Origin of the sequence: Nocardia nova NBRC 15556, assembly GCF_001613005.1 — a bacterium.
Classification (GTDB): domain Bacteria; phylum Actinomycetota; class Actinomycetes; order Mycobacteriales; family Mycobacteriaceae; genus Nocardia; species Nocardia nova.
On the sequence record NZ_BDBN01000068.1, the window covers coordinates 1 to 23,335 of the forward strand.

General features: G+C 66.0%; 20 protein-coding genes and 1 pseudogene. 14 read left to right on the forward strand and 7 right to left on the reverse strand.

All coding sequences use genetic code 11. From position 1 onward, the window contains the following. Nucleotides 1–1,528: SpoIID/LytB domain-containing protein (locus NN2_RS25020; protein WP_063016412.1), on the reverse strand; the 1,528-nt coding region annotated here is incomplete at its 3' end. A 219-nt stretch (nucleotides 1,529–1,747) separates the two neighbouring features. Between NN2_RS25020 and NN2_RS25025 the strand changes: the two genes are divergently transcribed. Then, entirely contained in the window at nucleotides 1,748–3,898 is a 2,151-nt protein-coding gene (locus NN2_RS25025; RefSeq protein WP_063016414.1) for an N-acetylmuramoyl-L-alanine amidase, read from the forward strand. 118 nt (nucleotides 3,899–4,016) lie between these two features. Here the strand turns inward: NN2_RS25025 and NN2_RS25030 are convergent, their stop codons facing one another. Continuing rightward, entirely contained in the window at nucleotides 4,017–4,820 is an 804-nt protein-coding gene (locus NN2_RS25030; protein WP_063016453.1) for a Cof-type HAD-IIB family hydrolase, read from the reverse strand. Between the two features lie 172 nt (nucleotides 4,821–4,992). Between NN2_RS25030 and NN2_RS25035 the strand changes: the two genes are divergently transcribed. From NN2_RS25035 to NN2_RS25080, 10 genes and pseudogenes are all read left to right on the forward strand, one after another. Next, nucleotides 4,993–5,970 (forward strand): ABC transporter permease, encoded by a 978-nt coding sequence (locus tag NN2_RS25035; RefSeq protein ID WP_030516788.1) that lies wholly within the window; start codon nucleotides 4,993–4,995, stop codon nucleotides 5,968–5,970. Nucleotides 5,971–5,983: 13 nt separating this feature from the next. Further along, nucleotides 5,984–6,997, forward strand: a complete 1,014-nt coding sequence (locus tag NN2_RS25040) for an ABC transporter permease (RefSeq protein ID WP_082857245.1) — start codon at nucleotides 5,984–5,986, stop codon at nucleotides 6,995–6,997. Then, nucleotides 6,994–8,880 carry an ABC transporter ATP-binding protein gene (locus tag NN2_RS25045; RefSeq protein ID WP_063016416.1) on the forward strand — a complete coding sequence of 629 codons (1,887 nt, stop codon included), beginning with the start codon at nucleotides 6,994–6,996 and terminating at the stop codon, nucleotides 8,878–8,880. Before NN2_RS25040 ends, NN2_RS25045 begins: the two co-directional genes overlap by 4 nt. Nucleotides 8,881–8,889: 9 nt before the next feature. Beyond that, nucleotides 8,890–10,566, forward strand: coding sequence for an ABC transporter family substrate-binding protein (locus NN2_RS25050; protein WP_063016418.1), 1,677 nt, complete (start codon nucleotides 8,890–8,892; stop codon nucleotides 10,564–10,566). A 31-nt stretch (nucleotides 10,567–10,597) separates the two neighbouring features. Then, on the forward strand, nucleotides 10,598–12,268 hold the full coding sequence (locus tag NN2_RS25055; protein ID WP_030516784.1) for an ABC transporter family substrate-binding protein: 1,671 nt from the start codon (nucleotides 10,598–10,600) through the stop codon (nucleotides 12,266–12,268). Continuing rightward, nucleotides 12,265–12,921, forward strand: coding sequence for a hypothetical protein (locus tag NN2_RS25060; protein ID WP_439955864.1), 657 nt, complete (start codon nucleotides 12,265–12,267; stop codon nucleotides 12,919–12,921). The genes NN2_RS25055 and NN2_RS25060 overlap by 4 nt, the downstream gene beginning before the upstream one ends. Nucleotides 12,922–13,076: 155 nt before the next feature. Then, nucleotides 13,077–13,367 (forward strand): annotated as a pseudogene (locus NN2_RS25065) (WXG100 family type VII secretion target); the annotation flags it as partial. A 1-nt stretch (nucleotide 13,368) separates the two neighbouring features. After that, nucleotides 13,369–13,674, forward strand: coding sequence for a WXG100 family type VII secretion target (locus NN2_RS25070; RefSeq protein ID WP_063016422.1), 306 nt, complete (start codon nucleotides 13,369–13,371; stop codon nucleotides 13,672–13,674). Then, on the forward strand, nucleotides 13,671–15,035 hold the full coding sequence (locus NN2_RS25075; RefSeq protein WP_063016429.1) for a hypothetical protein: 1,365 nt from the start codon (nucleotides 13,671–13,673) through the stop codon (nucleotides 15,033–15,035). The genes NN2_RS25070 and NN2_RS25075 overlap by 4 nt, the downstream gene beginning before the upstream one ends. A gap of 36 nt (nucleotides 15,036–15,071) precedes the next feature. Then, nucleotides 15,072–15,593 carry a hypothetical protein gene (locus tag NN2_RS25080; RefSeq protein ID WP_063016431.1) on the forward strand — a complete coding sequence of 174 codons (522 nt, stop codon included), beginning with the start codon at nucleotides 15,072–15,074 and terminating at the stop codon, nucleotides 15,591–15,593. A 30-nt stretch (nucleotides 15,594–15,623) separates the two neighbouring features. On the opposite strand, the gene NN2_RS25085 is transcribed toward NN2_RS25080, so the two are convergent. Both NN2_RS25085 and NN2_RS25090 read right to left on the reverse strand, forming a co-directional pair. After that, a complete protein-coding gene (locus tag NN2_RS25085; RefSeq protein WP_063016433.1) occupies nucleotides 15,624–16,379 on the reverse strand; it encodes a lysophospholipid acyltransferase family protein in 756 nt (251 codons plus the stop codon). 37 nt (nucleotides 16,380–16,416) lie between these two features. Then, the gene (locus NN2_RS25090) at nucleotides 16,417–17,205 is read right to left on the reverse strand and encodes a lysophospholipid acyltransferase family protein (protein WP_063016435.1); all 789 of its coding nucleotides are present in this window, start codon (nucleotides 17,203–17,205) and stop codon (nucleotides 16,417–16,419) included. Between the two features lie 123 nt (nucleotides 17,206–17,328). Here NN2_RS25090 and NN2_RS25095 point away from each other — a divergent pair, with 123 nt between their 5' ends. Beyond that, on the forward strand, nucleotides 17,329–18,258 hold the full coding sequence (locus tag NN2_RS25095) for a hypothetical protein (protein ID WP_063016437.1): 930 nt from the start codon (nucleotides 17,329–17,331) through the stop codon (nucleotides 18,256–18,258). A gap of 63 nt (nucleotides 18,259–18,321) precedes the next feature. Here NN2_RS25095 and NN2_RS25100 read toward each other — a convergent pair whose 3' ends face one another. After that, complete coding sequence (locus NN2_RS25100) at nucleotides 18,322–18,942, reverse strand: hypothetical protein (RefSeq protein WP_063016439.1); 621 nt, start codon at nucleotides 18,940–18,942, stop codon at nucleotides 18,322–18,324. A gap of 161 nt (nucleotides 18,943–19,103) precedes the next feature. On the opposite strand from NN2_RS25100, the gene NN2_RS25105 reads away from it, so the two are divergent. Beyond that, entirely contained in the window at nucleotides 19,104–20,660 is a 1,557-nt protein-coding gene (locus NN2_RS25105) for a Rieske 2Fe-2S domain-containing protein (protein ID WP_063016441.1), read from the forward strand. A 93-nt stretch (nucleotides 20,661–20,753) separates the two neighbouring features. Here the strand turns inward: NN2_RS25105 and NN2_RS25110 are convergent, their stop codons facing one another. After that, on the reverse strand, nucleotides 20,754–21,575 hold the full coding sequence (locus NN2_RS25110; protein WP_063016443.1) for an SDR family NAD(P)-dependent oxidoreductase: 822 nt from the start codon (nucleotides 21,573–21,575) through the stop codon (nucleotides 20,754–20,756). A gap of 115 nt (nucleotides 21,576–21,690) precedes the next feature. Here NN2_RS25110 and NN2_RS25115 point away from each other — a divergent pair, with 115 nt between their 5' ends. Then, complete coding sequence (locus NN2_RS25115; RefSeq protein ID WP_063016445.1) at nucleotides 21,691–22,293, forward strand: TetR/AcrR family transcriptional regulator; 603 nt, start codon at nucleotides 21,691–21,693, stop codon at nucleotides 22,291–22,293. Nucleotides 22,294–22,338: 45 nt separating this feature from the next. Here NN2_RS25115 and NN2_RS25120 read toward each other — a convergent pair whose 3' ends face one another. Continuing rightward, nucleotides 22,339–23,310 carry a DMT family transporter gene (locus NN2_RS25120; RefSeq protein ID WP_063016457.1) on the reverse strand — a complete coding sequence of 324 codons (972 nt, stop codon included), beginning with the start codon at nucleotides 23,308–23,310 and terminating at the stop codon, nucleotides 22,339–22,341. Nucleotides 23,311–23,335 lie beyond the last annotated feature (25 nt).

The following is a 23,335-nucleotide window of genomic DNA, read 5'->3' on the forward strand; positions in this document are numbered from 1 at the left end:
CAGCCGAACTGCCGGGCGCGGCAGCCGGAGTACCGACGGAGTCCGCAGGGCCGGGTCCGGTGGCCGCATCCTGCCCGCTGGGAGCCGGTGGCGGGGTGGGAGTCGCCGCCGTCCCCGGGATGCGGGTGCCGCCGGGAGCCGCGGCCCGCACCCCGGCGCCCTCCCCCGCGCTCTGGCTGACCTGCGGCGCGATCTGCAGCAGGCGGGCGTAATCGACGATCTGGGCACCGAGGGTCGGGGTCGCGATGATGACGCCACCCTTGTACAGGCGGAAGGTTCCGACCTTGCCCGGCAACAACGACTCCGGACCCATCGGGTCGCCCAAAGGCCCTGCCGCGCCGCCACTTTCGGCATACTTCGCATCGATGGCGGTAGTGCCGCGCACCGCTTGTTCGGGCACCGCCTGTTCTGGCACCGGTTGTTCGGGTGCCGCCGGGGCGGGAGCGGCCGGAACGCCGGGCGCCGCTTCCAGTTCCGCGGGTGTCGGCCCGACCTCGAGAGTAGTGATGTCGATCGGCTGCCCGCCGCCGGGCGCCGCCGAATACTCGGTGCGCAGAATGTGGCCGTCACGCATCAGCACCTGCCCCGCGGTGGAGTGGACCGCGTCGGCCGCGCGCGGATCTTCCTTGTCGGTGCCGGGATACATCTGACAGTCGGTCGTGTCGCAGGTCTGGGCATAGGGGTAGCGGTGTTCGGCCAAGGCGTACGAGCGGGCCGCGACAGCCTGCGCCCGCAGCGCCTCCGCACCGCCCTTGTCGGCCCAATTGGCCTCCATCTCCGCCGGAACCACACCGAGCAGATAGTCCTCGACGTCGAGCTGATTCACCGTCACCGGCTGCCCGTTGTCCTGCGTAACACCCAGAACCCCACGGAAACTCGAGCCGTCGCACACCTTCAGATGTTCGGCCGCGGGCCGATCGGGACCCGGGTCGGCGGGATAGGCCCAGGGGTCGTCGGTGGAGCCCTGCCACAGCACATCACCGTCACAACCGATGGTCACCACGACGTTCGCGCCGCCGTCCGGCGTCGGGGTCAGGTGCGCGGCCTGTCCCGCCACGACCCGCCGACCGGCGACGGTCAGCCCGGAATCGGAGTACACGTCGAGCGTTTCCTTGTCGTAGACGGTGAGCCGCACCCGGACCGTGGTCGGCGCGATCGTTCCGAGTTGGGCGCCCGGGTAGTAGTGCGCCAGAATGCCGTCGGCCGTCGCGCCCGCCGTGGCCTGGTCGAACGCACCCACCTGACTCATCCCGCGCCCGTGCCCGGGGCCCGCGGCCGCCTGATAGGCAGCGTTGCGAGTGCCCGAACCGAATATCGGCACCGCGAAGGCGACGACGATCCCGCCGGTCACCGGGACCACGACCAATCCGATCAGCGCGCCGCGCCGAATCCGCCGACGACGCAGCAGGTCACCGTGCCGACGCCGGAGTCGGCTCCGGAATCCGCACACGACCCCGACCGCTGGTGCGCTGTTCGAGTGTTCCGGCGGCGGCGCGGCGCCGGTGCGGGCGGCTTCGGTCCGGGTCATCGAACCCTCCTGTGGTGTGCGGACGGCGCCCATCGGACGTCGCGGCGCGCACTCGGGCGGCTACTGGAAAGTTACATTCGAGCTATCCTAGACCTAATCCTCAACCAAAGGTTTAGATCTGTGGCATTTGGGACTAGTGTGACCATCGATCCGTCAGGAATCAACCCCGCGCGACACCCTGTTCCACGCTGACGGTCACCGGTTCTACCTGAATGGGAGATGCTCGTGCCGTACCGCCGCCCGAAACGTTCCGTCGTCCTCCCCGTGGTCGCGACTCTCGCGGTCGCCGCCCCGCTCGCGACGCTGACGCTGCGCGACTCTCCCGGCTATCGCCCAGCGGGCGACAGCGATCTTGCCGCGATACCCGCGCAACTCGCCGAGGTGGCCTTGGCGTCCGCTCCCGACATCGTGTTGCCGCTGCGCGAACTCACCGGCTTGAACCTGCCCGATCTGCGCCTGTCCGACTTGCGGAAACTCCCGCTGCCGAAGTCGATTCCCGTCCCGCCCGGCCTACCCGCCCCGCCGGGCCTACAGCTACCCAGCGAGATCCCACTACCCCAATTCGGTGATCCGACGACCACCACCCCGACCCCGACGCCCTACGCCGGTCCGGTCACCCCGCAGGCTCCCGCCCCCGCCGTGCCGACGCGGACTCCCGCCGCCTCCCCCGCGCACGCCGGCCCCGGCTTCATCGCCGCTCCGCTCGACCCCGCGCAGGTTCCCGGCGCCGACCCGGCCGCCCCCGCCCTGTCGCCCGGTGCCGTACCACCGGATATGGCCGATCAGGTCGGTGCGGAGGTCAAGGAATTGACTCGGGACACCCCGTTCAGCATGGTCGCGCTGACCGCGAAGGAACTGGCCGACACCACCTCTCTGATCCGCGCCCAGCAGGCCGACGGCACCTGGGGACCGTGGTTCCCGGCCGATCGGGTCGATACCGATCGCAGCGATCACGCGGCCGCCCCCGCCCGGACCGGCACCGAACCGATCTACGTCGGCGAGACCAAGGCGGTTCAGATACTGACCACCCACAAGGCGATCACCCCGGCCGCCGGCCGCTCCGACGACCCGGCGCAGCAGGCCGCGTCGCAACTCTCGGCGGTGCTGATCAATCCCGGGCGCGGCGCGATCGACGACGACCTGGCCTCCGTCGCCGCGCCGCTACCTGGCGGCGGGCCGAAGGTGATCAGCCGGGCGCAGTGGGGCGCCGACGAATCGCTGCGCTGCGAGGAACCCACCTACGACGACGGGCTGGGCGGAATCACCGTGCACCACACCGCCGGGCGCAACGACTACACCAAGGCCGAGTCCGCGGGCATCGTGCGCGCGATCTACGCGTATCACGCCAAAACGCTGGGCTGGTGCGATATCGGCTACAACGCACTGGTCGACAAGTACGGCCAGATCTTCGAGGGCCGCTACGGCGGTCTGGACCGCCCGGTCGAGGGCGCGCACGCGGGCGGTTTCAACGAGAACACCGCGGGCGTGGCGATGATGGGCGATTTCGAGACCGAACCGCCCAGCGACGCCCAGCTCCAGGCCACCGGGCAGTTCGTCGGCTGGCGGGCCGAGATCGCGGGACTGGACCCCGAGGGCCACACCACCATGTACTCCGAGGGCACCGACTACACCCCGTACGCCGAGGGTGCGGCGGTGGACCTGCCGATCGTGTTCGCACATCGCGATGTCGGCAATACCACCTGCCCCGGCGATGCCGCCTATGCGCGCATGGATCGCATCCGCGAGATCGCCGCGGGCGTCGCCGCCGGCACCGCGCCCGCGGCTCCGAAAGACCAACGCGCGCACGCGGATCTGGCGGCTCTCGCGAACGCGATCGCCACATACTGGGCGGGGCAGGGCGGTCCGAACGGACACCTCGGCGCCGCCTCCTCCGAACCGACGCCGACCGGCGACGGCGGCCAGTACGCCAAGTTCGTCAACGGCTACGTCTACGCCGCGCCCGACGGCGCGATCGTCGAGCTGGCAGGCCGGATCCTCGACCGCTTCGTCCAGCTCGGCGCCGAATCCGGGGCGCTCGGAACGCCTTTGCGCAATCCGTATCCGGTTCCCGGCGGTCAGCGGGCCGATTTCCGGCTCGGCTCACTGATCCTCGACACCGCCACCGGCGTCGTCACCACCCTGCTGAAACACGATGGGGCACAACCCGGCCCGGCGGGCGAGCCGATTCCGCAGGCACTGCCCGTCGCGGACGCCCCGGCCCCGCCGACGGCTCCGGACGCGCCCGCGCCTTCCGATCCGCAAGCATCGGCCGCACCCGCACCGGTTGGTCCGGTTCCCGAAGCGCCGCCCGCGCCCGAGTCCGCTGCGGCGGCGCCGTCCCAGCCCGTTCCTCCGGCCCCGGCGGGCTGAAGGCCGAGGTCGGCACCCCGAACTATTCGTGCAAACCTCCACCCACATGCGCGAAACCCGCCGATTGCGGCGAGGTTTGCACGATTGCTTCGGGCCGAGACAACCTGGGCTGAGGTCCTCAGCTCTCCCACCAGCGCTCGAGCACCCGCGCGACGCCGTCCTCCGAATTGGAGGCGGTGATCTCGTCGGCGGCGGCCTGGGCCTCGGGGTGAGCGTTGCCCATCGCCACGCCGTGCCCGGCCATCCGGAGCATCGGCACGTCGTTGGGCATATCGCCGAAGGCCAGGATCGCCGCCGGGTCCACCCCGAGCCGCTCGGCGACCACACTCAAGCCGGCGGCCTTCGTGATCCCGGGCGCGGACAGTTCGATGAGCCCGTTGTTGGTGGAGTAGGTGATGTCGGCCCGCCCGGCCAGGTGGGGTTCCAGGGCCGACTGCATCTCCGCACTGGGCGTTCCCCGCAGCCGGATCAGCATCTTGATCGCCGGCGCCGAGATGACCTCCTGCCGCGACACCTGGGTGTCGTCCGGATTCAGCCAGGCGTGCTCGTATTCGGGTGAGCTGACGAATTGCGGCGTCGCGGCATCGTGCGCGCTGCGGCCCACGCGCTCGGCGGCCAGCCCGCAGCCGGGTAGCACGCGCTCGGCGAGGTCGGCGATCCACGCCAGACTCTCCACATCCAATGTGCTGGTGTGCAGGATGCGATCGGCGGCACTGTCGTAGATCACCGCGCCGTTGCCGCAGACACACAGCGGAGGAAAGCCCAGGCCCTCGACCACCGGATCGATCCAGCGCGGCGGACGACCCGTGGCCAGCACGAACGGCACTCCGTCGGCGATCAGCGCGGCCACCGCGGTACGGGTGCGCGGAGTCACCCGTTCCCATTCGTCGAGCAGCGTGCCATCGACATCGGTGGCCACCATCTTCGGCTTCGGCAGACGCGTCACCTATTCCATCCTGCCCGAAATTCCGGCGTGGCTGTAATCATTTGCCCGCGCCCCGCCTGCGAGTGGGCCGGAAGTGGTGCACGATGTCACCGGTGGACTCGAGACCATTCCCTATGATCAGGGGCTAGTAACCGACCCGAGGGGACCGATGACCGGCTTTCTGCTACGACGTGCGCTCAACTATGTCGTGCTGCTGGCGCTGGCGTCGTTCCTGGCTTTCAGTCTGGCGTCGCTGACATTTCGCCCGCTGGACAGCCTCGAACAGCGAAATCCGCGACCGCCGCAGTCGGTGATCGATGCCAAGGCCCACGAACTGCATCTCGACCAGCCGATCCCGCAGCGCTACCTCACCTGGGTCGGCGGCGTGGTGCACGGTGACTTCGGCACGACCCTGACGGGGCAGCCGGTCAGCCAGGAACTGCCGCGCCGGATCGGGGTCAGTCTGCGGTTGCTGATCGTAGGCTCGGTCGTCGGAACGGTCCTCGGCGTGCTGATCGGTGCGGCCGGTGCGATCCGGCAATATCGGTTCAGCGACTACTTCACGACGATATTTTCCCTGCTGGTGCTCAGCACGCCTATCTTCCTGTTGGCCACGCTACTGAAATACGGTGCGCTGGAAATAAATTCGGCCGCGGGGCAGCAGATATTCCTCTATACCGGTGAAACCTCGGCCAATGCCGTGCACGGGGTGTGGAATCAGTTCGTCGACCGAGTGCAGCACATGATCGTCCCGAGCCTCGGTCTCGCCCTGGGCGCAATGGCCGGTTACAGCCGCTACCAGCGCAACGCCATGCTCGATGTGCTGCAGAGCGACTTCATCCGCACCGCGCGGGCCAAGGGACTCACCCGCCGCCGTGCGCTCTACAAACACGGCCTGCGCACCGCGCTGATTCCGATGGCGACCCTGTTCGCCTACAGCCTCGGCGCGCTGATCACCGGCGCCACCTTCACCGAGAAGATCTTCGGCTGGCACGGCGTCGGTGAATGGCTCGTCGACGGGATCAACGCGCAGGACATTTACATCGTGGTGACCGTCACGGTGTTCGCGGGATTCGTGGTGCTGGTTTCGGGCCTGCTGTCCGACATCGTGTATGCGATTCTGGATCCGCGAGTGCGGGTCGGATGATCGGGGCGAGAAAGTGACCGAAACCGAGATCATCGCGCAGGGCGCGCCGGAACCCGCTGCGGCCGGACGCCGAAAGCTGGTGTGGCGCAGGTTCCTGCGCAACAAGCCCGCCGTCGTCGGCGCGACCGTGCTGATCATCATGCTGATCGGCGCCTTCGCGATTCCGCCGTTCCTGTCCTACGACTATCAGGAGCGCGACCCGTACGCGCTGCTGCAGCCGCCGTCGCCGCAGCACTGGTTCGGAACCAACGAGATCGGCCAGGACATGCTGGCCCAGACTCTGCACGGTTTGCAGAAATCGCTGATCATCGGCATCTGCGTGGCCGTGCTGACCTCGCTGGTCGCGGTCACCGCGGGGTCGATCGCGGGTCTGCTCGGCGGTTGGACCGACCGCGCGATCATGTGGCTGGTCGACCTGCTGCTGGTGGTTCCCAGCTTCATCATCATCGCGATCTTCGCCCCGCGCACCAAGGGCAGCAGCTCGATTCTGCTGCTGATCGTGTTGCTGGCCGGGTTCAGCTGGATGATCAGTGCCCGCATCGTGCGTGGATTGACGCTGAGCCTGCGCGAACGCGAATTCGTCCGTGCGGCACGGTATATGGGCGCTTCGACGCGTTCGGTGATCGTCACCCACATCGTGCCGAATATCGCCTCGATCCTGATCATCGACACCACTCTCGCCGTCGGCGCGGCGATCATGTCCGAAACGGGTCTGAGCTTCCTCGGATTCGGTGTGCAACCGCCGGACGTGTCACTGGGCTCGCTGATCGCCTTCGGCACCAAATCGGCCTTGACCTTCCCGTGGTTGTTCCTGTTCCCGGGTGGTTTCCTGATCGCGATCGTGCTGTGCGCCAACCTCGTCGGCGACGGCCTGCGCGACGCCTTCGACCCGAGTTCCAAGGGCGCGCGGGCGGGCCGGAAGGCCGACCGGGCGGCGAAGCGGGACAAGGCGCAGCGCGGGAAGTCGGCGCGAACCTCCGGTGCCCGTCCGGATGAGCAGGCGGACAAGAGGATTGAAGCGGCATGACCGATCGCACCACCGAATCCGCCGACCGGGCGGACGCGCGGCGCAGCACGACCGCACCCCTGCTGGAGGTGTCGGACCTGCATGTGTCCTTCCCCAGCGAGGAGGGCCGCATCGACGCGGTGCGCGGAGTGAACTACACCGTCGCCGACGGTGAGGTGCTGGCCATCGTCGGCGAGTCGGGTTCCGGTAAATCGGTGTCCTCGCTGGCCGTGATGGGGTTGCTGCCCGATCAGGCCCGCATCCGCGGCTCGATCCGCCTGCGGGGCCGGGAGTTGCTCGGCATGGGCGACAAGCAGCTTTCGGCGCTGCGCGGGACGCGGATCAGCATGGTCTTCCAGGACCCGCTCTCGGCGCTCACGCCCGTCTACCGGGTCGGTGATCAGATCGCCGAGGCCCTGGTCGCCCACAAGAAGATGAGCAAGTCGCAGGCCGCGGCCCGGGCCGTGGAGCTGCTCGATCTGGTCGGTATTCCCGAGCCGGCCGTGCGCGCCAAGGCTTTTCCGCACGAATTCTCCGGCGGTATGCGCCAGCGCGTGGTGATCGCGATGGCGATCGCCAACGATCCGGAACTGATCATCTGCGACGAACCCACCACCGCCTTGGATGTGACGGTGCAGGCGCAGATTCTCGACCTGCTGCGCAAGGCGCGCGACATCACCGGCGCCGGCGTCATCATGATCACCCACGACATGGGGATCGCGGCCACGCTGGCCGACCGGGTGGCGGTGATGTACGCCGGACGGATCGTCGAAAACGCCCCCGCCGCAGAGCTGTTCAACTCGCCGCGGATGCCGTACACCGTCGGCCTGCTCGGTTCCATCCCGCGGATGGACGGCCCGGCCCGGACGCCGCTCATCCCGATCGTGGGTACGCCCCCGCCCATGCACGCCCTGCCGCCGGGCTGTCCCTTCGCGCCGCGCTGCCCGGTCTCGATCGACGACTGCCTGGCCGCGGAGCCGCCACTGCAGGAAACCGCGCCCGCGCACCGGGCGGCCTGCATCCGCACCGCCGAGGTGGGGACCGCGGACCTGTTCGCCGCCTACCGCCACGACACCGACAGCGTCGCCGCGCCGGAACCCGCCGATTCCGATGTGGTGCTGCGGGTTTCGGGCCTGATCAAGACGTTCCCGGTCACCTCCGGTGTGGTCTTCAAGCGCCGTACCGGCGAGGTGCGCGCGGTCGACGGCATCGACTTCGCGGTCCGCAAGGGACGCACACTCGCGCTGGTCGGTGAATCCGGATCCGGGAAATCGACGACGTTGAGCCAGATCATGGACCTCGTGCAGCCGCAGGCGGGCACGATCGAGGTCTTCGGCGAGGATGTCGCGACGCTGAGCAAGCAGCGCAAACGCGATATCCGCCGCAAATTGCAGATCGTGTTCCAGGATCCGGCGTCCTCGCTGGATCCGCGCCTGCCGATTTTCGACGCCCTGGCCGAGCCGTTGCGCGTCGACGGCCGGTCCCGCGACGACATTCGCAAGCGGGTACCGGAATTGCTGAAGCAGGTAGGTCTTCGCGCCGAACACGCCGATCGCTATCCGGCCGATTTCTCGGGCGGGCAGAAGCAGCGCATCAATATCGCGCGGGCGATGGCGCTGGACCCGCAACTGCTGGTACTCGACGAGCCGGTGTCCTCGCTCGACGTTTCCATTCAGGCCGGGGTGCTGAACCTCCTGCGGGATCTGCAGGCCGAACGCGGGCTGTCGTATCTGTTCGTCTCCCATGATCTTTCGGTGGTCCGCAATCTCGCGCACGATATCGCGGTCATGTATCGCGGCAAGATCGTCGAATCCGGTCCGGCCGAGCAGATTTTCGCGTCGCCGCAGCACGAGTACACCCGCGCGCTGATCGACGCGGTTCCGCTTCCGGTCGTCGCGCGCTAGGAGTTCGTCGTGAGGATACGTTCCCGGGCATTGCGTTCGGCCGCTGTCGTAGTGGCGGCCGGGGTGGCCATCACGCTGGCCGGCTGCGCATCGGTGAACACCACGAACGGGCCCGCGGCCCTCGGATCCGCCAACGACATCAATCCGCAGCCGCGCGATGCGGTGCGCGACGGCGGCAACCTGCGGTTGGCGATCAGCGGATATCCGGCCAATTGGAATTCCCTGTCCATCGACGGCAACGAGTTGGAGACCGGGGAGGTGCTGTGGCCGTTGATGCCGCGGTCGTACCTGATCGACGCGACCGGCCAATTGACGATCAACAAGGACTATTTCACCGATATCCAGCTCACCGGCACCGATCCGCAACAGGTCACCTACACCATCAACCCCAAGGCAGTGTGGAGTGACGGATCACCGATCACCTGGGAGGACATCGCCTCCCAAGCCCATGCGCTGTCGAGCGTGGACACCCGCTATCAGATCGCGATCAACAACGGATTCGATCGGGTCGACAAGGTCGAACGCGGGGTCGACGACCGGCAGGCCGTGATCACCTTCAAACAGCACTACGCGGATTGGCGCGGTCAGTTCGCCGGAAACGCGATGCTGTATCCGAAATCGGTCACCGCCGATCCGGATACCTTCAATCGCGCGCTCGCCGGCGGTATCGCGCTCACCTCCGGGCCGTTCGTGGTCCGCTCCACCGATCGCACGCAGGGCCGAATCGTGCTGGGCCGCAATCCGAAATGGTGGGGCGATACTCCGAAACTGGACACCATCACCTTCAGTGTGATGGATCAGTCCGCATATGCGGCGGCCCTGCAGAACAACGAACTCGACGCCGCGCGCCTGAACTCCATCGAGGATCTGGCGACCGTGCGCAGCGGTTCCGAACTGGTCGTACGCCACGCCCCGGGAAATCTGTGGCGGCACATCACCTTCAACGGCGCGCCCGGTTCGATTCTGGCGGATCCCGCACTGCGGGTGGCGATATCGAAGGCCATCGATCGGCAGGGCATCGCGAATGCGATCGAAAACGGTCTGGTGTCGAATCCGAAGCCGTTGAACAATCACATCTTCGTCCAGGGACAAGAGGGTTATCAGGACAACAGCCTGCCCTACGATCCCGCGGCCGCGGCGCGCGAACTCGACGCACTGGGGTGGAAACAGCAGGGCGATGTGCGGGTGAAAGACGGCCGCCGCCTCGAGATTCGCGATGTGATGTACAACGACCCCACCTGGGTTCGGGTCGCGCAGATCGTCCAGGGTGACCTCGCGAAGGTCGGCGTGAAGCTGACCATCGCCACCCGGCAACGCCAGGGTTTCTTCACCGACGCGATGATCCCCGGCGATTTCGATATCGCGCAGTTCCAGTTCTCGGGTGACGCATTCCCGTTCGGGAGCATCCCGCAGATCTACGCCTACCACCCCGATGACGAGCAGAGCAATTTCGGTCGCATCGGCTCCCCGGAGTTGAACGCACTGATCGAGCAGACCCTCAGTGAATTGGATCCGAAGAAGGCCATCGAACTCGCGAACCAGGTGGACCGCAAGGTTTTCGAAGAGGGTTTCTCGCTGCCGCTCACCCAGGATCCCGGCAACTACGGGGTACGGACCACCGTCGCCAACTACGGCGCTCCCGGCCTGGCCACCTACGACTACACCAAGATCGGCTTCGTCAGTTAGCCGCCCGTCCCGACGAAAGGAGAACGAAACCATGCGGATTCGTTCGACAATAACCCGGCTCGCGATCCCCGCGGTCGCGTTCGGATTGCTGCTGTCGGGGTGTTCGGGCTCCACGACCGGGACCGGGAGTTCCGACCTCGGCACGACCAACGACATCAACCCGCACGACGTCGCCGACCTTCGCGACGGCGGCAATCTACGGTTGGCGATCTCGGAATTCCCGCCGAACTGGAACACCCTTCAGATCGACGGCAACAACTACGACATCACCGCGGTCGAGCGGCCGATGATGCCCCAGGCATTCACCATCGATGCCGCCGGCGGCACGCATCTCAACACCGACTACTTCACCAACGTCGAGTTGACCGGCACCGATCCGCAAACCGTCACCTACACCATCAACCCGAAGGCGGTGTGGACGGACGGGACGCCGATCACGTGGGAGGACATCGCCTCTCAAGCCGAGGCGCTGAGCGGTCGCAACCCGGAGTATCTGATCGCCAACAATATGGGTTTCGATCGGGTCGCGAAGGTCGAGCGCGGCGTCGACGACCGCCAGGCGGTGCTGACATTCAACAAGCATTTCGGTGAATGGCAGGGCCAGTTCTCCGGCAACAGCCTGCTGTACCCGAAGTCGGTGACCTCGAATCCGGAGGCGTTCAACAAGAGTCTCGTCGACGGGATCAAGGTGACGGCCGGACCGTTCGTCATCCAGTCCACCGATCGAACTCAAGGGCGTATCACGCTGGGCCGCAACCCGAAATGGTGGGGCGCGACGCCGAAACTCGACACCGTCAATTTCAGCGTGCTCGATTCGGCGGCGCTGGTCCCCGCATTGCAGAACGACGAACTCGACGCGATCGGAATCGGTAGTCGCGGCGATCTGCTGACGGCTCAGGGCGTTCCGAATGTCTCCATCCGCCGCGCGCCGGCGCTGCAGTGGTCGCATCTCACATTCAACGGCGCCCCGGGGTCGATTCTGGAGGATCCCAAGGTTCGCGTCGCCGTCTCCAAGGCGATCGATCGGCAGGGTATCGCGAATGCCATTCAGAACGGACTCGTCGCCGAGCCCAAACCACTGAACAACCACATCTACCTGGAGGGGCAGAAGGGCTACCAGAACAACGCCCTGCCCTACGACCCGGATGCCGCCGCCCGCGAACTCGACGCGCTCGGCTGGAAATTGCAGGGTGACGTGCGCGTGAAGGACGGCCGCAAACTCGAGATCCGCGATGTGATGTACAACGACCCGTCCTGGGTGCAGATGGCGCAGATCATGCAGCAGAATCTCGCCAAGATCGGCGTGAAACTCACGATCGACACTCGGCCGGGACAGGGGCTGTTCACGAATGTGTTCCAGAAGGGCGATTTCGATCTGGCGCAGTTCTCCTGGGTCGGTGACCCGTTCCCCTTGGGCAGCATCAGCCAGATCTGGGGATACGACCCGAACAACTGGCAGGGCAATTACGGCCACATCGGTTCCCCGGAACTCAACGATCTGATCGAGAAGACCGTCTCGGAATTGGACCCGAACAAGGCCATCGATCTGGCCAATCAGGTCGACCGCCAGATCTTCGCCGAGGGCCATTCGCTCCCGCTGCTGCAGTCGCCCGGCATCGTCGCGACCCGTTCCAATCTCGCCAACTACGGTGCGCGCGGGCTGGCCACCCTCGACTGGACGAAAGTCGGCTACCTGAAGTGATTTCCGGTACCGGCCATCCCCTGGCCTATCCGGTTCTCACCACGATCGGCGCCCTGGTGATCTGCATCGCCTGGGCGCCGTTCGCCGATTCGGAGCAGTTGGCCATGTTGGCGGCGGTCGCACTGGTTGTGGTGTTGTACAGCGGATTTCGTCTCGCGGTGGCGTTCGGGGTGACGCCGTGGCGCACGATTCCGGCGGGGACGTTCCGGGTGAAGCGGGTACGCCAGCAGAACCGGTTGCTGAGCCGATCGTGGCTCGAACTCAGCTCGGAGGGCCGAACCAACTGGCTGCCGGTCTATTTCGATCCGGCACTCGTCGGCCTGACGGAATCCGATGCCACCTGCGACGCCACCGTGGTCGTGAACGGTCGCCGCCTGTTCCCGTCCGGCGCCGCCCGCGACTCCGAACCGCAAGGCCGCCTGATCGACAACCCGACCCGCCCCGACCCCGACGGCCCCTCCCACGCCGCCGCGTCCACCCGCCTGGGCCGCCGCCTGCTCCTCGACGCCCAGTTCGCCGTCGTCGCCCCCTTCGCCGGCCTGTTCTGGATATATGTCGCCGGCGGCGGCGTCCCCGCCTTCGCCGGAGCGACAGTGGTAGCCGCCGCCACCGCCACCTGGTTCGCCGCCATCCGCGGGTCCGACCCGAGCTGATCCCCACAGTCCCGTCGCGGTCGCCCGCGGCGGACTCGGCATCCCGGGCAACGGCCGACCGCCACCTGGACCATCGATGGGCTCTCACATAGCATCGGGGCACGAGCGATAGTGGGGGGAATTCGCCAGGTCCCGGCCAAGATTTCACCGTTGCGCCCGAACGGGTACGCGATGTGGGCGTCTACATCTACGGTTTGGCCGAAACACTGCACAATGCATTGGATTCCGCAGCCAAAGATGTTTCGGAATTGCTGTCCGACAGCTGGACCGGCGACTACGCCGACGAGTTCTCCGAAGGCTGGACCGAGGTCCACGACGGCGGCCGACAGATCTTCCAGGCCCTCGCCACCTTGGCCGACAAACTCGGCGTGACGGCGGAGACATTCCGGTCGGTCGACGCGAACAGTGCGGCGGCCCTGGACATCCCGAGACTGGACTGGACCTGACGTGCCCTCACGATTCTCGGTAGACCTCGAACACCTGGACCACATCGTCTCCCGCCTGTCCGGGCTGGCAGGCTTCATCGAGGACCACCTGTCGGATATCGAACAGCGAGTGGCGAGCTTGCAGGGCACCGGCTGGGAAGGCCTGGCCGCCCGCGCCTACGACGACGCACACCGCGAATGGATCAACGGAGCGAGGGAACTGGTCGAAGGCGTCAAGGATATGAGCGACGCGGCCAAAGAGGCCCATGCCGCCTACACTCGCGCGCTGGAACTCAACTGGCGAATGCTGCAGAGCGGCAACAGATGATCGTCGACTGGCAAACCTACTACGATGCCGCCTCGGAATGCCACCAGCTCGCCGATGACATCCGACGAGCCGACAAGCCCGTCCATGACTCGGTCAAGGGTGAATGCGCGGGCATGGCCGGCGACGCGCCTGGATGCAAGGATTGGGGTGGTGCTTACGACGAATACGCACGGGCAACCATGCAGGCGTGTTCGAGCTTGGCCAATGCGCTCTCGAATTACGCCGCGGTGCTCTACGCCCAGGGCTACAACTGGGGCGTCACCAATAAATCCGACCCACCGCCCTCTCGGCCCTCGATCAGCCAGGTCGGCGAGTACAAGGTTGTCATCCCGACGTCGGTGAGCAACAACGGACTCGGTTTCACTCATCAAAACGACGCCGATTCCTTCTTCGACAAGCTTGTCCGCCAGGTCGAGGACACGTTCGGCAAGCTTCCCAACGGTGACCTACTCAAAATCGAGAAGGCGTACCGCATCTGGATGAGTTTTGCCGCGAATCCTACGATTACCGACGCGCACGATCGCATAATGGTCATCTCGGACCATTTTATTGGAATGGATGACGCCACCCATCGGCAGGAGATTCAAAACCGCCTGAGCCAGCTGCAAACAAGCGCCAAAACTGTCGCACTCGCGACAGAGTACCTGAGCGAGGCGATCTACGACTATTTCGAAGCCACCAACACCCTGGGCACGTCCTGCGCTGACAGAATCAATCGCAGCGAGTCGAAAGTCGGCGTTACAGCTGTCGCCCGCTGCGGCGTATCAGGCTGTTTATTCGATTTCGCGCTCTCCCCATCCGATCCTCATAACCCCGCCAAAAGTGTCAGTGGCGTGATGGATGCAATACAAAGCGCGTACCAGGCGAGTAGCATGCCCGACGTCCTCAACATGCGAGCTCTCGATGCCCGAGCTTCCGGCACCGACCAAGCGTTCAAGAAGGTCCGCGAGCTCGATCTCGCCACCACAGCCCTCAGGCTTTCAGAATTCAACTATATGCAGGCCATCCTCGTCGACGAGTCCGGTCAATCAGGCGGCGGGATATCGCACAGCGAGCAGGCGAGAGCACGGGCCGTACACGATATAGTCACTGATGACTCCGGAGCATTGATCGGCGAAGAGGACGCACAAGGGGTCCAACTCGTATCTGCACAGGAGTTGGAACAAGCTCACAAAGACCTACTCGAGAAGCTTGGGCCGCCACAAGTGAAACACACCCCGAAGGGCGACATCGAGGTTTGGGAGATATCCAAAGATCCCAAATCGAATGTAACCTACAGACCCTTCAGCCAATCCGGAGGGGAGACATTGGACTTCAACGACGTACCCGGCGTTGATATCAAGCGGTGGCACATCAAGTAGGTCGAAGAATCGGTCCGAGTGAGACGAGGTTGATAAATGGATGAACTTGTGACGTTTCGCGAGTCACAATTCATAAACTTCCGCGACTACGAGTTCGACGGCGGTGCCCACCATCTCTACAGGTGGATGGTAATCAAGACCTACGACCTGGCAAGCGCCATCTCGGATGACAAGGCCGTCATCGCCGGCGTCATCGGTTCCGTCGAGTACCGGGATGATTATGTGGGTGGCGGCGTGGATCCCGATGGCGACGTCCACGGACCGTACTGGCTGACTTCGATAAGTCCGGACAGTTACCTTCTTCGAGACGGATCGACCTTCCGCCGCATTCTGGACGAGTGGCTCGGCATGGGAGGTGTCATCCCATCCGGACTTCGTTCGGTAATCGACGAGGCCCTACGCCCGCTGTACGACCCGAGCATCAGTTGTTATGAGCTACCACGGCTGAGCGACTCTGCGATAAATGACTACGCGGATATTCATAGTAAGTACCACGAGTTTCTGTTCATATCTCGCAATGAGAAGAAGGCCGTCCTCCTGGTCGCTTCGGACGATTGACTCCCGATCCCCCGCAGGCAGCGGAGCCGTTCACCCTTGGGCGCGTTCGGCTTTCGCGGCGGCGCGGCGTTCCATCTCTTCGCGCTCCAGTACCTTCGCCTGCTCCAATGTCGGTGCGGTACCGCCCAGTCGGGCGGGGACCCAGCGTGCGCCGGGTGGCATTTCGTAGTCTCGTTGTGCCGCGTCGAGCAGTTTTTCCATGCTGGAACGCAGGGTGGCGGTCAGGTCTTCGGCGGGTTCGGCGGGGGGTATGGGTTCGCCTACCTGGATGTTGATCGGGAAGTTGTTGCGGCCCAATTGTTTCGGGATGTCTTTGGTCCAGACGCGTTGGGCGCCCCAGATCGTCATGGGGACGATGGGGACGCCGGCTTCGATCGCCATGCGGGCGGCGCCGGATTTGAATTCCTTCAGTTCGAAGCTGCGGCTGATGGTGGCTTCGGGGTAGACGACGACGATTTCGCCGTCGCGCAGGGCGGTGACGGCGCGGGAGTAGGACTCGGCGCCGGCGGTGCGGTCCACGCCGATTGCCTTGCAGTGCTTCATGAGCCACCCGACGATGCCGTGTTCGAGTTCGGCCTTCATCATGTAGCGGACGTTGCGGCCGGATTCGCGGCCGACCAGTCCGACCTCCATGAAGTCCAGGTAGGCCGTGTGATTCACGGCCAGGACCGCACCACCGGTGCGCGGGATGTTCTCGCCGCCGACGATGTCGATCTTCAGGCCCTGTGCCCAGAAGATGGTGCGGACCAATCCCGTGAGGACGTCGAAAACTGGCTCTCGCGTCATCGGTGACACTCCTGGTACTACCGGGCCGATCCTGCCGTCAGGAGTCGGCATCTCCCGCTTCGGCGGCACGACGTGCCGCGCGCGCCTCCGCTTTCGCCTTCGCCTCGGCGGCGTCCATCGCGTCGGCCTCCTCCAGCGTCGGTGCGCCGCCGCCCAAGCGGGCCGGCACCCAATATGCGCCGGGCTCGTGCGTGTAGTCCTTCTGCAGACCGAGCAGCATGTCCTGCATGGTCGAGCGCACGGTCTCGGTGAGTTCGGCGACGGCCTTCTCGTCCGCCTCGGCGGGCGGCAGGATGGGCTTGCCGACGGCGATCGAGATGGGAGTGTTGGTGCGGCCCAGGCGCTTCGGATGCCCCTTGGTCCAGACCCGCTGCGCACCCCAGATCGTCATCGGAATGATCGGGACACCGGCCTCGATGGCCATCCGGGCGGCACCCGACTTGAATTCCTTGATCTCGAAGCTGCGGCTGATGGTCGCCTCGGGATACACCCCGACCAGTTCGCCGCGGCGCAGATAGTCCACGGCCGCCTTGTAGGAGTCCGCGCCGGCCGCGCGGTCGACCGGGATGTGCCGCAGCACGCGCATGATCGGCCCGGAGATCGAGTTGTCGAAGACTTCCTTCTTCGCCATGAACCGGATATAGCGCTTCGGCGTCCGCGCAGGCAGGCCCGCGTAGGTGAAGTCCATATAGCCGGTGTGGTTGATCGCGATGACCGCGCCGCCCTGCGCGGGGATGTTCTCAGCCCCCGTGACGTCGAATTTCAGTCCCTGTACGAAGAAGACGGTCCGGGCCAGGCCGATGATCGTCCGGTATACGGGTTCCACAATTCCGCTAGCGTAGTCGCTGTCACATTTTCGCTACCGACCGCCGCACAGGAAACGAGGTTCAGCGCAGTGGAAAGCCCCAGTCCAGCATCGCGTGCAGGCGGCCGGAAACCACGAGGGGGTATGGGCGTGGCGCTGCATACCGGCCGCACGGCGCGACGCGGCAGGCGGCTCTCGGCGGCGCGGGCAGGCGGTCTGGCGATCGTGGTCGCGGGCATCCTCGCCGGATGTGATTCGCAGGTCGGCATCGAGGGCACCGACTATCACAAGTCCGATAATTCTTCCGCGGCAACGCAATTCGCCGCTCCCTCGTCCTCCCGTATCGCCGCTCCCGCGCCCCGGGCCACCCCCGCGCCGCCCGAATCCGCGATCGCGGTGGCCCTCGTGACGGCCGATCCGCAGGCCACCGCGGCCATGACCCGCTGGGTGAACGATCTGCGGCAACTTACTCCGGCGGATATGGAAGCCAAGTGCTGGACGATGGCTCCCCGCAACGTCGAGACGATGTACTCCGACAAGTCGGCCATCGAGTCGGCGCTGGCGCAGCCGGGCAGCGACAACGGCACCGCCCTCGTGTGGAAGTCGGCGAGCGGAACCGCCGATGCCGTTACCGTGGTCGCCGAGCGAGCGGATATCGCCACCGGATACGCCTGCCCACGGGTCTACCCCGCCGGCGCCGAGATCGGTTTCGGCACCGGCAGCGAGGCCCAGACCGCCGACGCCCGCCACGTCGTCCGACGCTATCTGTCACGCCAGACAGGACATCCGATCGACGCGGCGGACCAGGAAAACTCCCATCCTCTGGTGTGCACCGCCGACACCGCCTGGGATCCGAACGGCACCGGACGCACATCGCGCCCGCCGCTGGCGACCGATGCGGCCAAGCTCGCCACCGCGACCGCCTTCGCCGATCAGTCGCTCAGTTCCACTGCTCTGAACAGCACTTATCTGTCCATATCGGCCACGGTCACGGCCGGCGGCAGTCAGCAGGAACGGACATACACCGTGAAGGCGACCGATAGCGGATATTGCATCGGCGACGTTTCCGCCTGATGCGCTGAGACGTTGCGGTAGCCCGGTAACCGCAACATCCCGACGTGACAATGGGGGTACGCCTCAGACCAGTTCGGGGACGCGCAGATGGGCGAGCGCGATCTCGAAATCTCCGACGTCGAGCACATCGATGCCGGCTCGGCGGGTGCCTTCGCGGCGCAACGTCGCGAGTCGTTCGCGGTTGCGTTCGATCGCCTCGTAGCTGTCGAACGTCTCGCATGCGACCCCGCGCCCGCCGGCCCAATCGACCAGCAGGCTCGTGCTGCAGAACCCCGGCATCTGCTCCACCTGCGGGACCACCACGGACTTGTAGGTGTCGACCGCGGCGCCGAACCCGCCCTCGGCCTTGGCCCATGTCAGCTGGGCGCACGCGCCCGCGCGGGTGCGATGGTCACGGTGCATGGCCACGACCTCCCACTGCTCGGCCCGCGCTTCGCCGGCACCGAACACCTGCACGGCGCGATCACGCAGCGAGCGCACCCGATCGGCGCTCTCGCGCATCATGTCCTCGGACTCCCACGAGCTCGTCGCGATGCAGCGACCGGATCGGCGGTCGACCAGCAACGACATCCCGACACAGCCGGGCATGTCCTCCAGCGCCGGCATCACCTCGTCGCGCATATGCGCGATTCCGGCGTCGATGGCGGAGAGATTGGCTTGAATAGTCGTAGAACGTGCGTACACGGTCCCTTCCTCCGTACTCGGGGCAGCGCCCCGGTGGCGCCACCGTGCACCTCTACACTGCGCCGGTGCGACGACCGAGGCAATAGCGGCCCTGAGGCCGAACAAGCCCGTTCAACCGCTACCCTGGGTGGCTGGTAGCCGGGTTCAGGAGGGACTTCTTCGTGCAGATCACCAGCGTCGGACATGCCGGATTCCACATCCGCACCGCGGCCGGGACGATCCTCTGTGATCCGTGGGTCAATCCGGCCTATTTCGCGTCGTGGGTCCCGTTCCCGGACAACACCGGGCTGGACTGGGACGAGCTGGGCAACTGCGATTTCCTCTACGTCTCGCACCTGCACCGCGACCACTTCGACGCGAAGAATCTGCTCGATCACGTGAACAAGGACGCCACCGTTCTGCTGCCGGACTATCCGGTGCCGGATCTGCAGCGCGAGCTGGAGAAGCTGGGCTTCCACACGTTCTTCGAGACCCAGAACTCGGTCAAGCACACGATCACCGGCCGGGACGGGCACGAACTGGACATCATGATCATCGCGCTGCGGGCGCCGGCCGACGGGCCGATCGGTGATTCGGGTCTGGTCGTCTCCGATCGCGAGACCGTGTGCTTCAACATGAACGACGCGCGGCCGGTGGATATGGACGTCCTGCACGAGCAGTTCGGGCATATCGACATCCACCTGCTGCAGTATTCGGGCGCCATCTGGTACCCGATGGTCTACGACATCCCGAGCAAGACCAAGGCGAACTTCGGCAAGCAGAAGCGCCAGCGCGGGATGGATCGTGCGCGCAGCTATATCGAGCAGGTCGGGGCCACCTGGGTGGTGCCCTCGGCCGGACCGCCGGTGTTCCTCGACGACGAGCTGCGCTACCTCAACGACGACGGCGAGAACCGCTACTCCGCCGACAACGGCAATATCTTCCCGGACCAGATGGTCTTCCTGGAGCAGATGCGCATCCACGGCAATTCCGGTGGGGTGCTGATGATTCCGGGTTCGGTCGCCGATGTGCGGGGTAAGGAACTGGATCTGACCCATCCGTTCGACCCGGCCGAGATCTACGACGACAAGGCCGGCTACATCGAGCGGATGGCGCAGCGCATGGCACCGGTGCTGGAGCGCGAAAAGGCTTCCTGGGCAACCGAAGACGGTACCCCGCTGCTGCCTCGGCTCAAGGAGCTGTTCGAACCGATCATGGCGCAGAGCGATCTGATCTGCGACGGTATCGGCTATCCGGTCGGGCTGGTGATGGGCGAGGAAACCGTGGTCCTCGACTTTCCGAAGCGGCTGGTGCGCGGGCCGATCGAGGGAGAAGGTAAGTACCGCTACGGGTTCCGCATCGCCCCGCAGCTGGTGCGCACCGTGCTGCGCGACAACGAGCCGGACTGGGTGAACACCATCTTCCTGTCCACCCGCTTCCAGGCGTGGCGAATCGGCGGCTACAACGAATTCCTCTACACCTTCTTCAAATGCCTCACCGACGAGCGCATCGCCTATGCCGACGGCTGGTTCGCCGAGGCGCACGACGATTCCGCCTCGTGTGAGCTGGCCGGGTGGGAGGTGCAGCGCCGATGCCCGCACCTCAAGGCGGATCTGTCGAAATTCGGTGTGGTGGAAGGCAATACCCTCACCTGTAATCTGCACGGCTGGCAGTGGGATCTGGAGACCGGGCGGTGCAAGACGTCCAAGGGGCACGAACTTCGTTCCCGCAAGTTGTGAACAAGGGCGAACTATTCGTGCAAACCCGGGACGACTGAGCGGATTTCCGCACGGACGGCTCAGGTTTGCACGAATAGTTCACCCGTCCGCCCATCAGCCTGGGGCCAATCGGCTGAGCGACTCCCAGGCTCGATAACCGTCGGAGCGCGCCGCATAGAGGTCGGCGACCTGATCGAACGAGTTGCCGCCCACGATCAGACGTCGCGGCGGATCCTCCAGTTCGACCAGTTTCATGATCACCGGCGCTGCCGAACTCGGCGCCGGACCGGATTCGTCGCCCCACATGCGTGCGAGTTCTTCGCGCAGTGGTTCGTAGTGCGGCAGGGCCGCGGTGGCGGTCGTTCCCGCGGTGAACAGGCCGGTGTCGTAACCGCCCATCTCCAGGTTGGTGACCTTGATTCCGAAGGGTTCGACCTCCATCGCCAGCGCTTCGGTCAGTGAGGCCAGCGCCGCCTTCCCGGCGCCGTAGTAGCCGACGGCGGCCATACCGCCGGCGGTTCCCATCGAGGTGACCTGCAGGATGCGGCCGTGACCCTGTGCGCGCAGCCGCGGCAGCACGGCTTGGACCACCCACACCGCGCCGAAGAAGTTGACGTCCAGATGCGCGCGGATCTGGTCCTCGGTCGCCTCCTCGACCATGCCGTAGAGCATGCCGCCCGCGTTGTTCACCACGACGTCGAGCTCGCCGACCAGCGCAACGGCCTGCTCGACGGCCTCGAATACGGCCCGGCGATCCGACACGTCCACGCTGAGCGGAAACAGCCGATCCGGATGTGCGACAGCGGATTCCCGTAGCGGTTCGACGTCACGAGCGGCCGCGACCACTCGATCACCGGCATACAAGGCGGCCTCGGTGAACGCACGCCCCAGCCCGCGGGAAGCGCCGGTGATGAACCAGGTCTTACCGGTGGTCATATCCACATCCTCTCATCATGAGACGGTCCGTCTCGTCTTGAGCAAGTGTGGTGATCGCGTCTCGACTCGTCAACACGAACCGTCTCGTCTCGGTAGAAATGCTAGGGTCGACCGCGTGTCCGCTACCGCGAAACCCGAACCCGACAGCACCCGGCGCAGCGAGACGTCACGGCGGGCGATTCTGGCGGCCACACGCGAGTTGATCTCCGAGGTCGGGTATCGGAAGGTCTCGATCGAGGCGATCGCCGCGCGCGCGGGGGTCGGTAAACAGACGATCTATCGCTGGTGGCCGTCCAAAGGCGCGGTGATCTTCGAATCGTTCCTGCACCTGAGCGAAACCGACGGGCAGGACATCTCGCTGCCGGACACCGGGGATATCGAAGCGGATCTGAAACTCGTGATGCGAGCGACGGTCGCGGAATTCGCCGATGCGGACTTCGAGAAACCGGTGCGGGCGCTCAACACCGAGATCATCAACGATCCTGAACTGGCCGCACAGTACGACTGGCAGTTGCGGCGTCCCGTCGACGAGGCCAAGAAGGAGCGGTTACGCAGCGCGCAGGCGGCGGGGCAGGTCCGGGCGGATGCCGACCTCGATCTGATGCTCGAAATGCTGTATGCCCCGGTGTATCAGCGGTGGTTGCTGCGGTACGGGCCGCTCGACGACGCGTACGCCGACGCGCTGGTGGAGCTCACACTTCGCGCCTTCCGGCCCTGAGCGACCGGGCGCGCTGATTGGTGCGGCAGCGCGCCGATATCGCCGTCAGTCCGGTTCTGCGCGGCCCTGCCCGAGGACGCCGATGGCGGCGGCGAGCAACGTCAGTCCGCAGCCGACGACGGTCAGCGTCGACAGCCGGGCGCCCGTCGGCGCGACGACATCCAGGACCACCGAACCGATGAGCTGGCCGGACACCGAGGTCAGGCCGAACAGGAGCACTCCGATCCAGCGCACGATCAGCGCCGCCACCGCGATGAAGAAGACCCCGATCGCCCCGCCGAGATAGAGCCACGGTTCGGTGGGAAAGCCGGTGGGCCAGCCGATCCGAGCGAGCTGCGCCGCCTCCACCACCAGCAGGCCCACGGTTCCGGTCGCGAAGTTGATCGTGGTGGCCGGCACGGGCCCGCCGACGGTCGCCAGCCGCCCGTTGACCGCCTGTTGCCACGCGAGGCCGAGGCCCGCCAGAGCGGGCAGCGCGATCAGCAGATAGGCCGCACCTCCACCGGCCCCGGATTCGCCGCCGGAGCGGCCCAGGGCGGCGACACAGACCGCACCGACCGCGAGTACCGCCGCACCGAGTCGGACCGGCGTCACGGGCGTCACGCCGGCCGGTCCCACACCCAGACGGTCCACGACGAGTCCGCTGGTCAACTGACCCGCGACCACGGCGATGGTGAAGGCGGTGACGCCGATCGTCGCCACGGACAAGCCTTGGCAGGCAACGAAGAACGCGCCGCACAATCCCCCGAGCAGATGCCACCACCGCAACCGACCGGCGTGCACCGAACGGCGGATCGCGGCCAGGCCGGTACGCATTCGCCCGCTGAAACCGCTGACGAGAAGGAGCAGCAGCAGTCCGGAGCCGAAACTGATGACGGCCGCGGCGATTCCGTCGTTCAGCCGATCGCCGAGATCACCGTTGATTCGCGCCTGGACCGCCACACCGGCGCCGCAGCACAGGCCGAGCAGGACACCGATCCAGCGCCGCACGTCGGTTCGTTCGCGGACTGCGGTCATATCCGCCACGGTAGTTGGTCCGGGC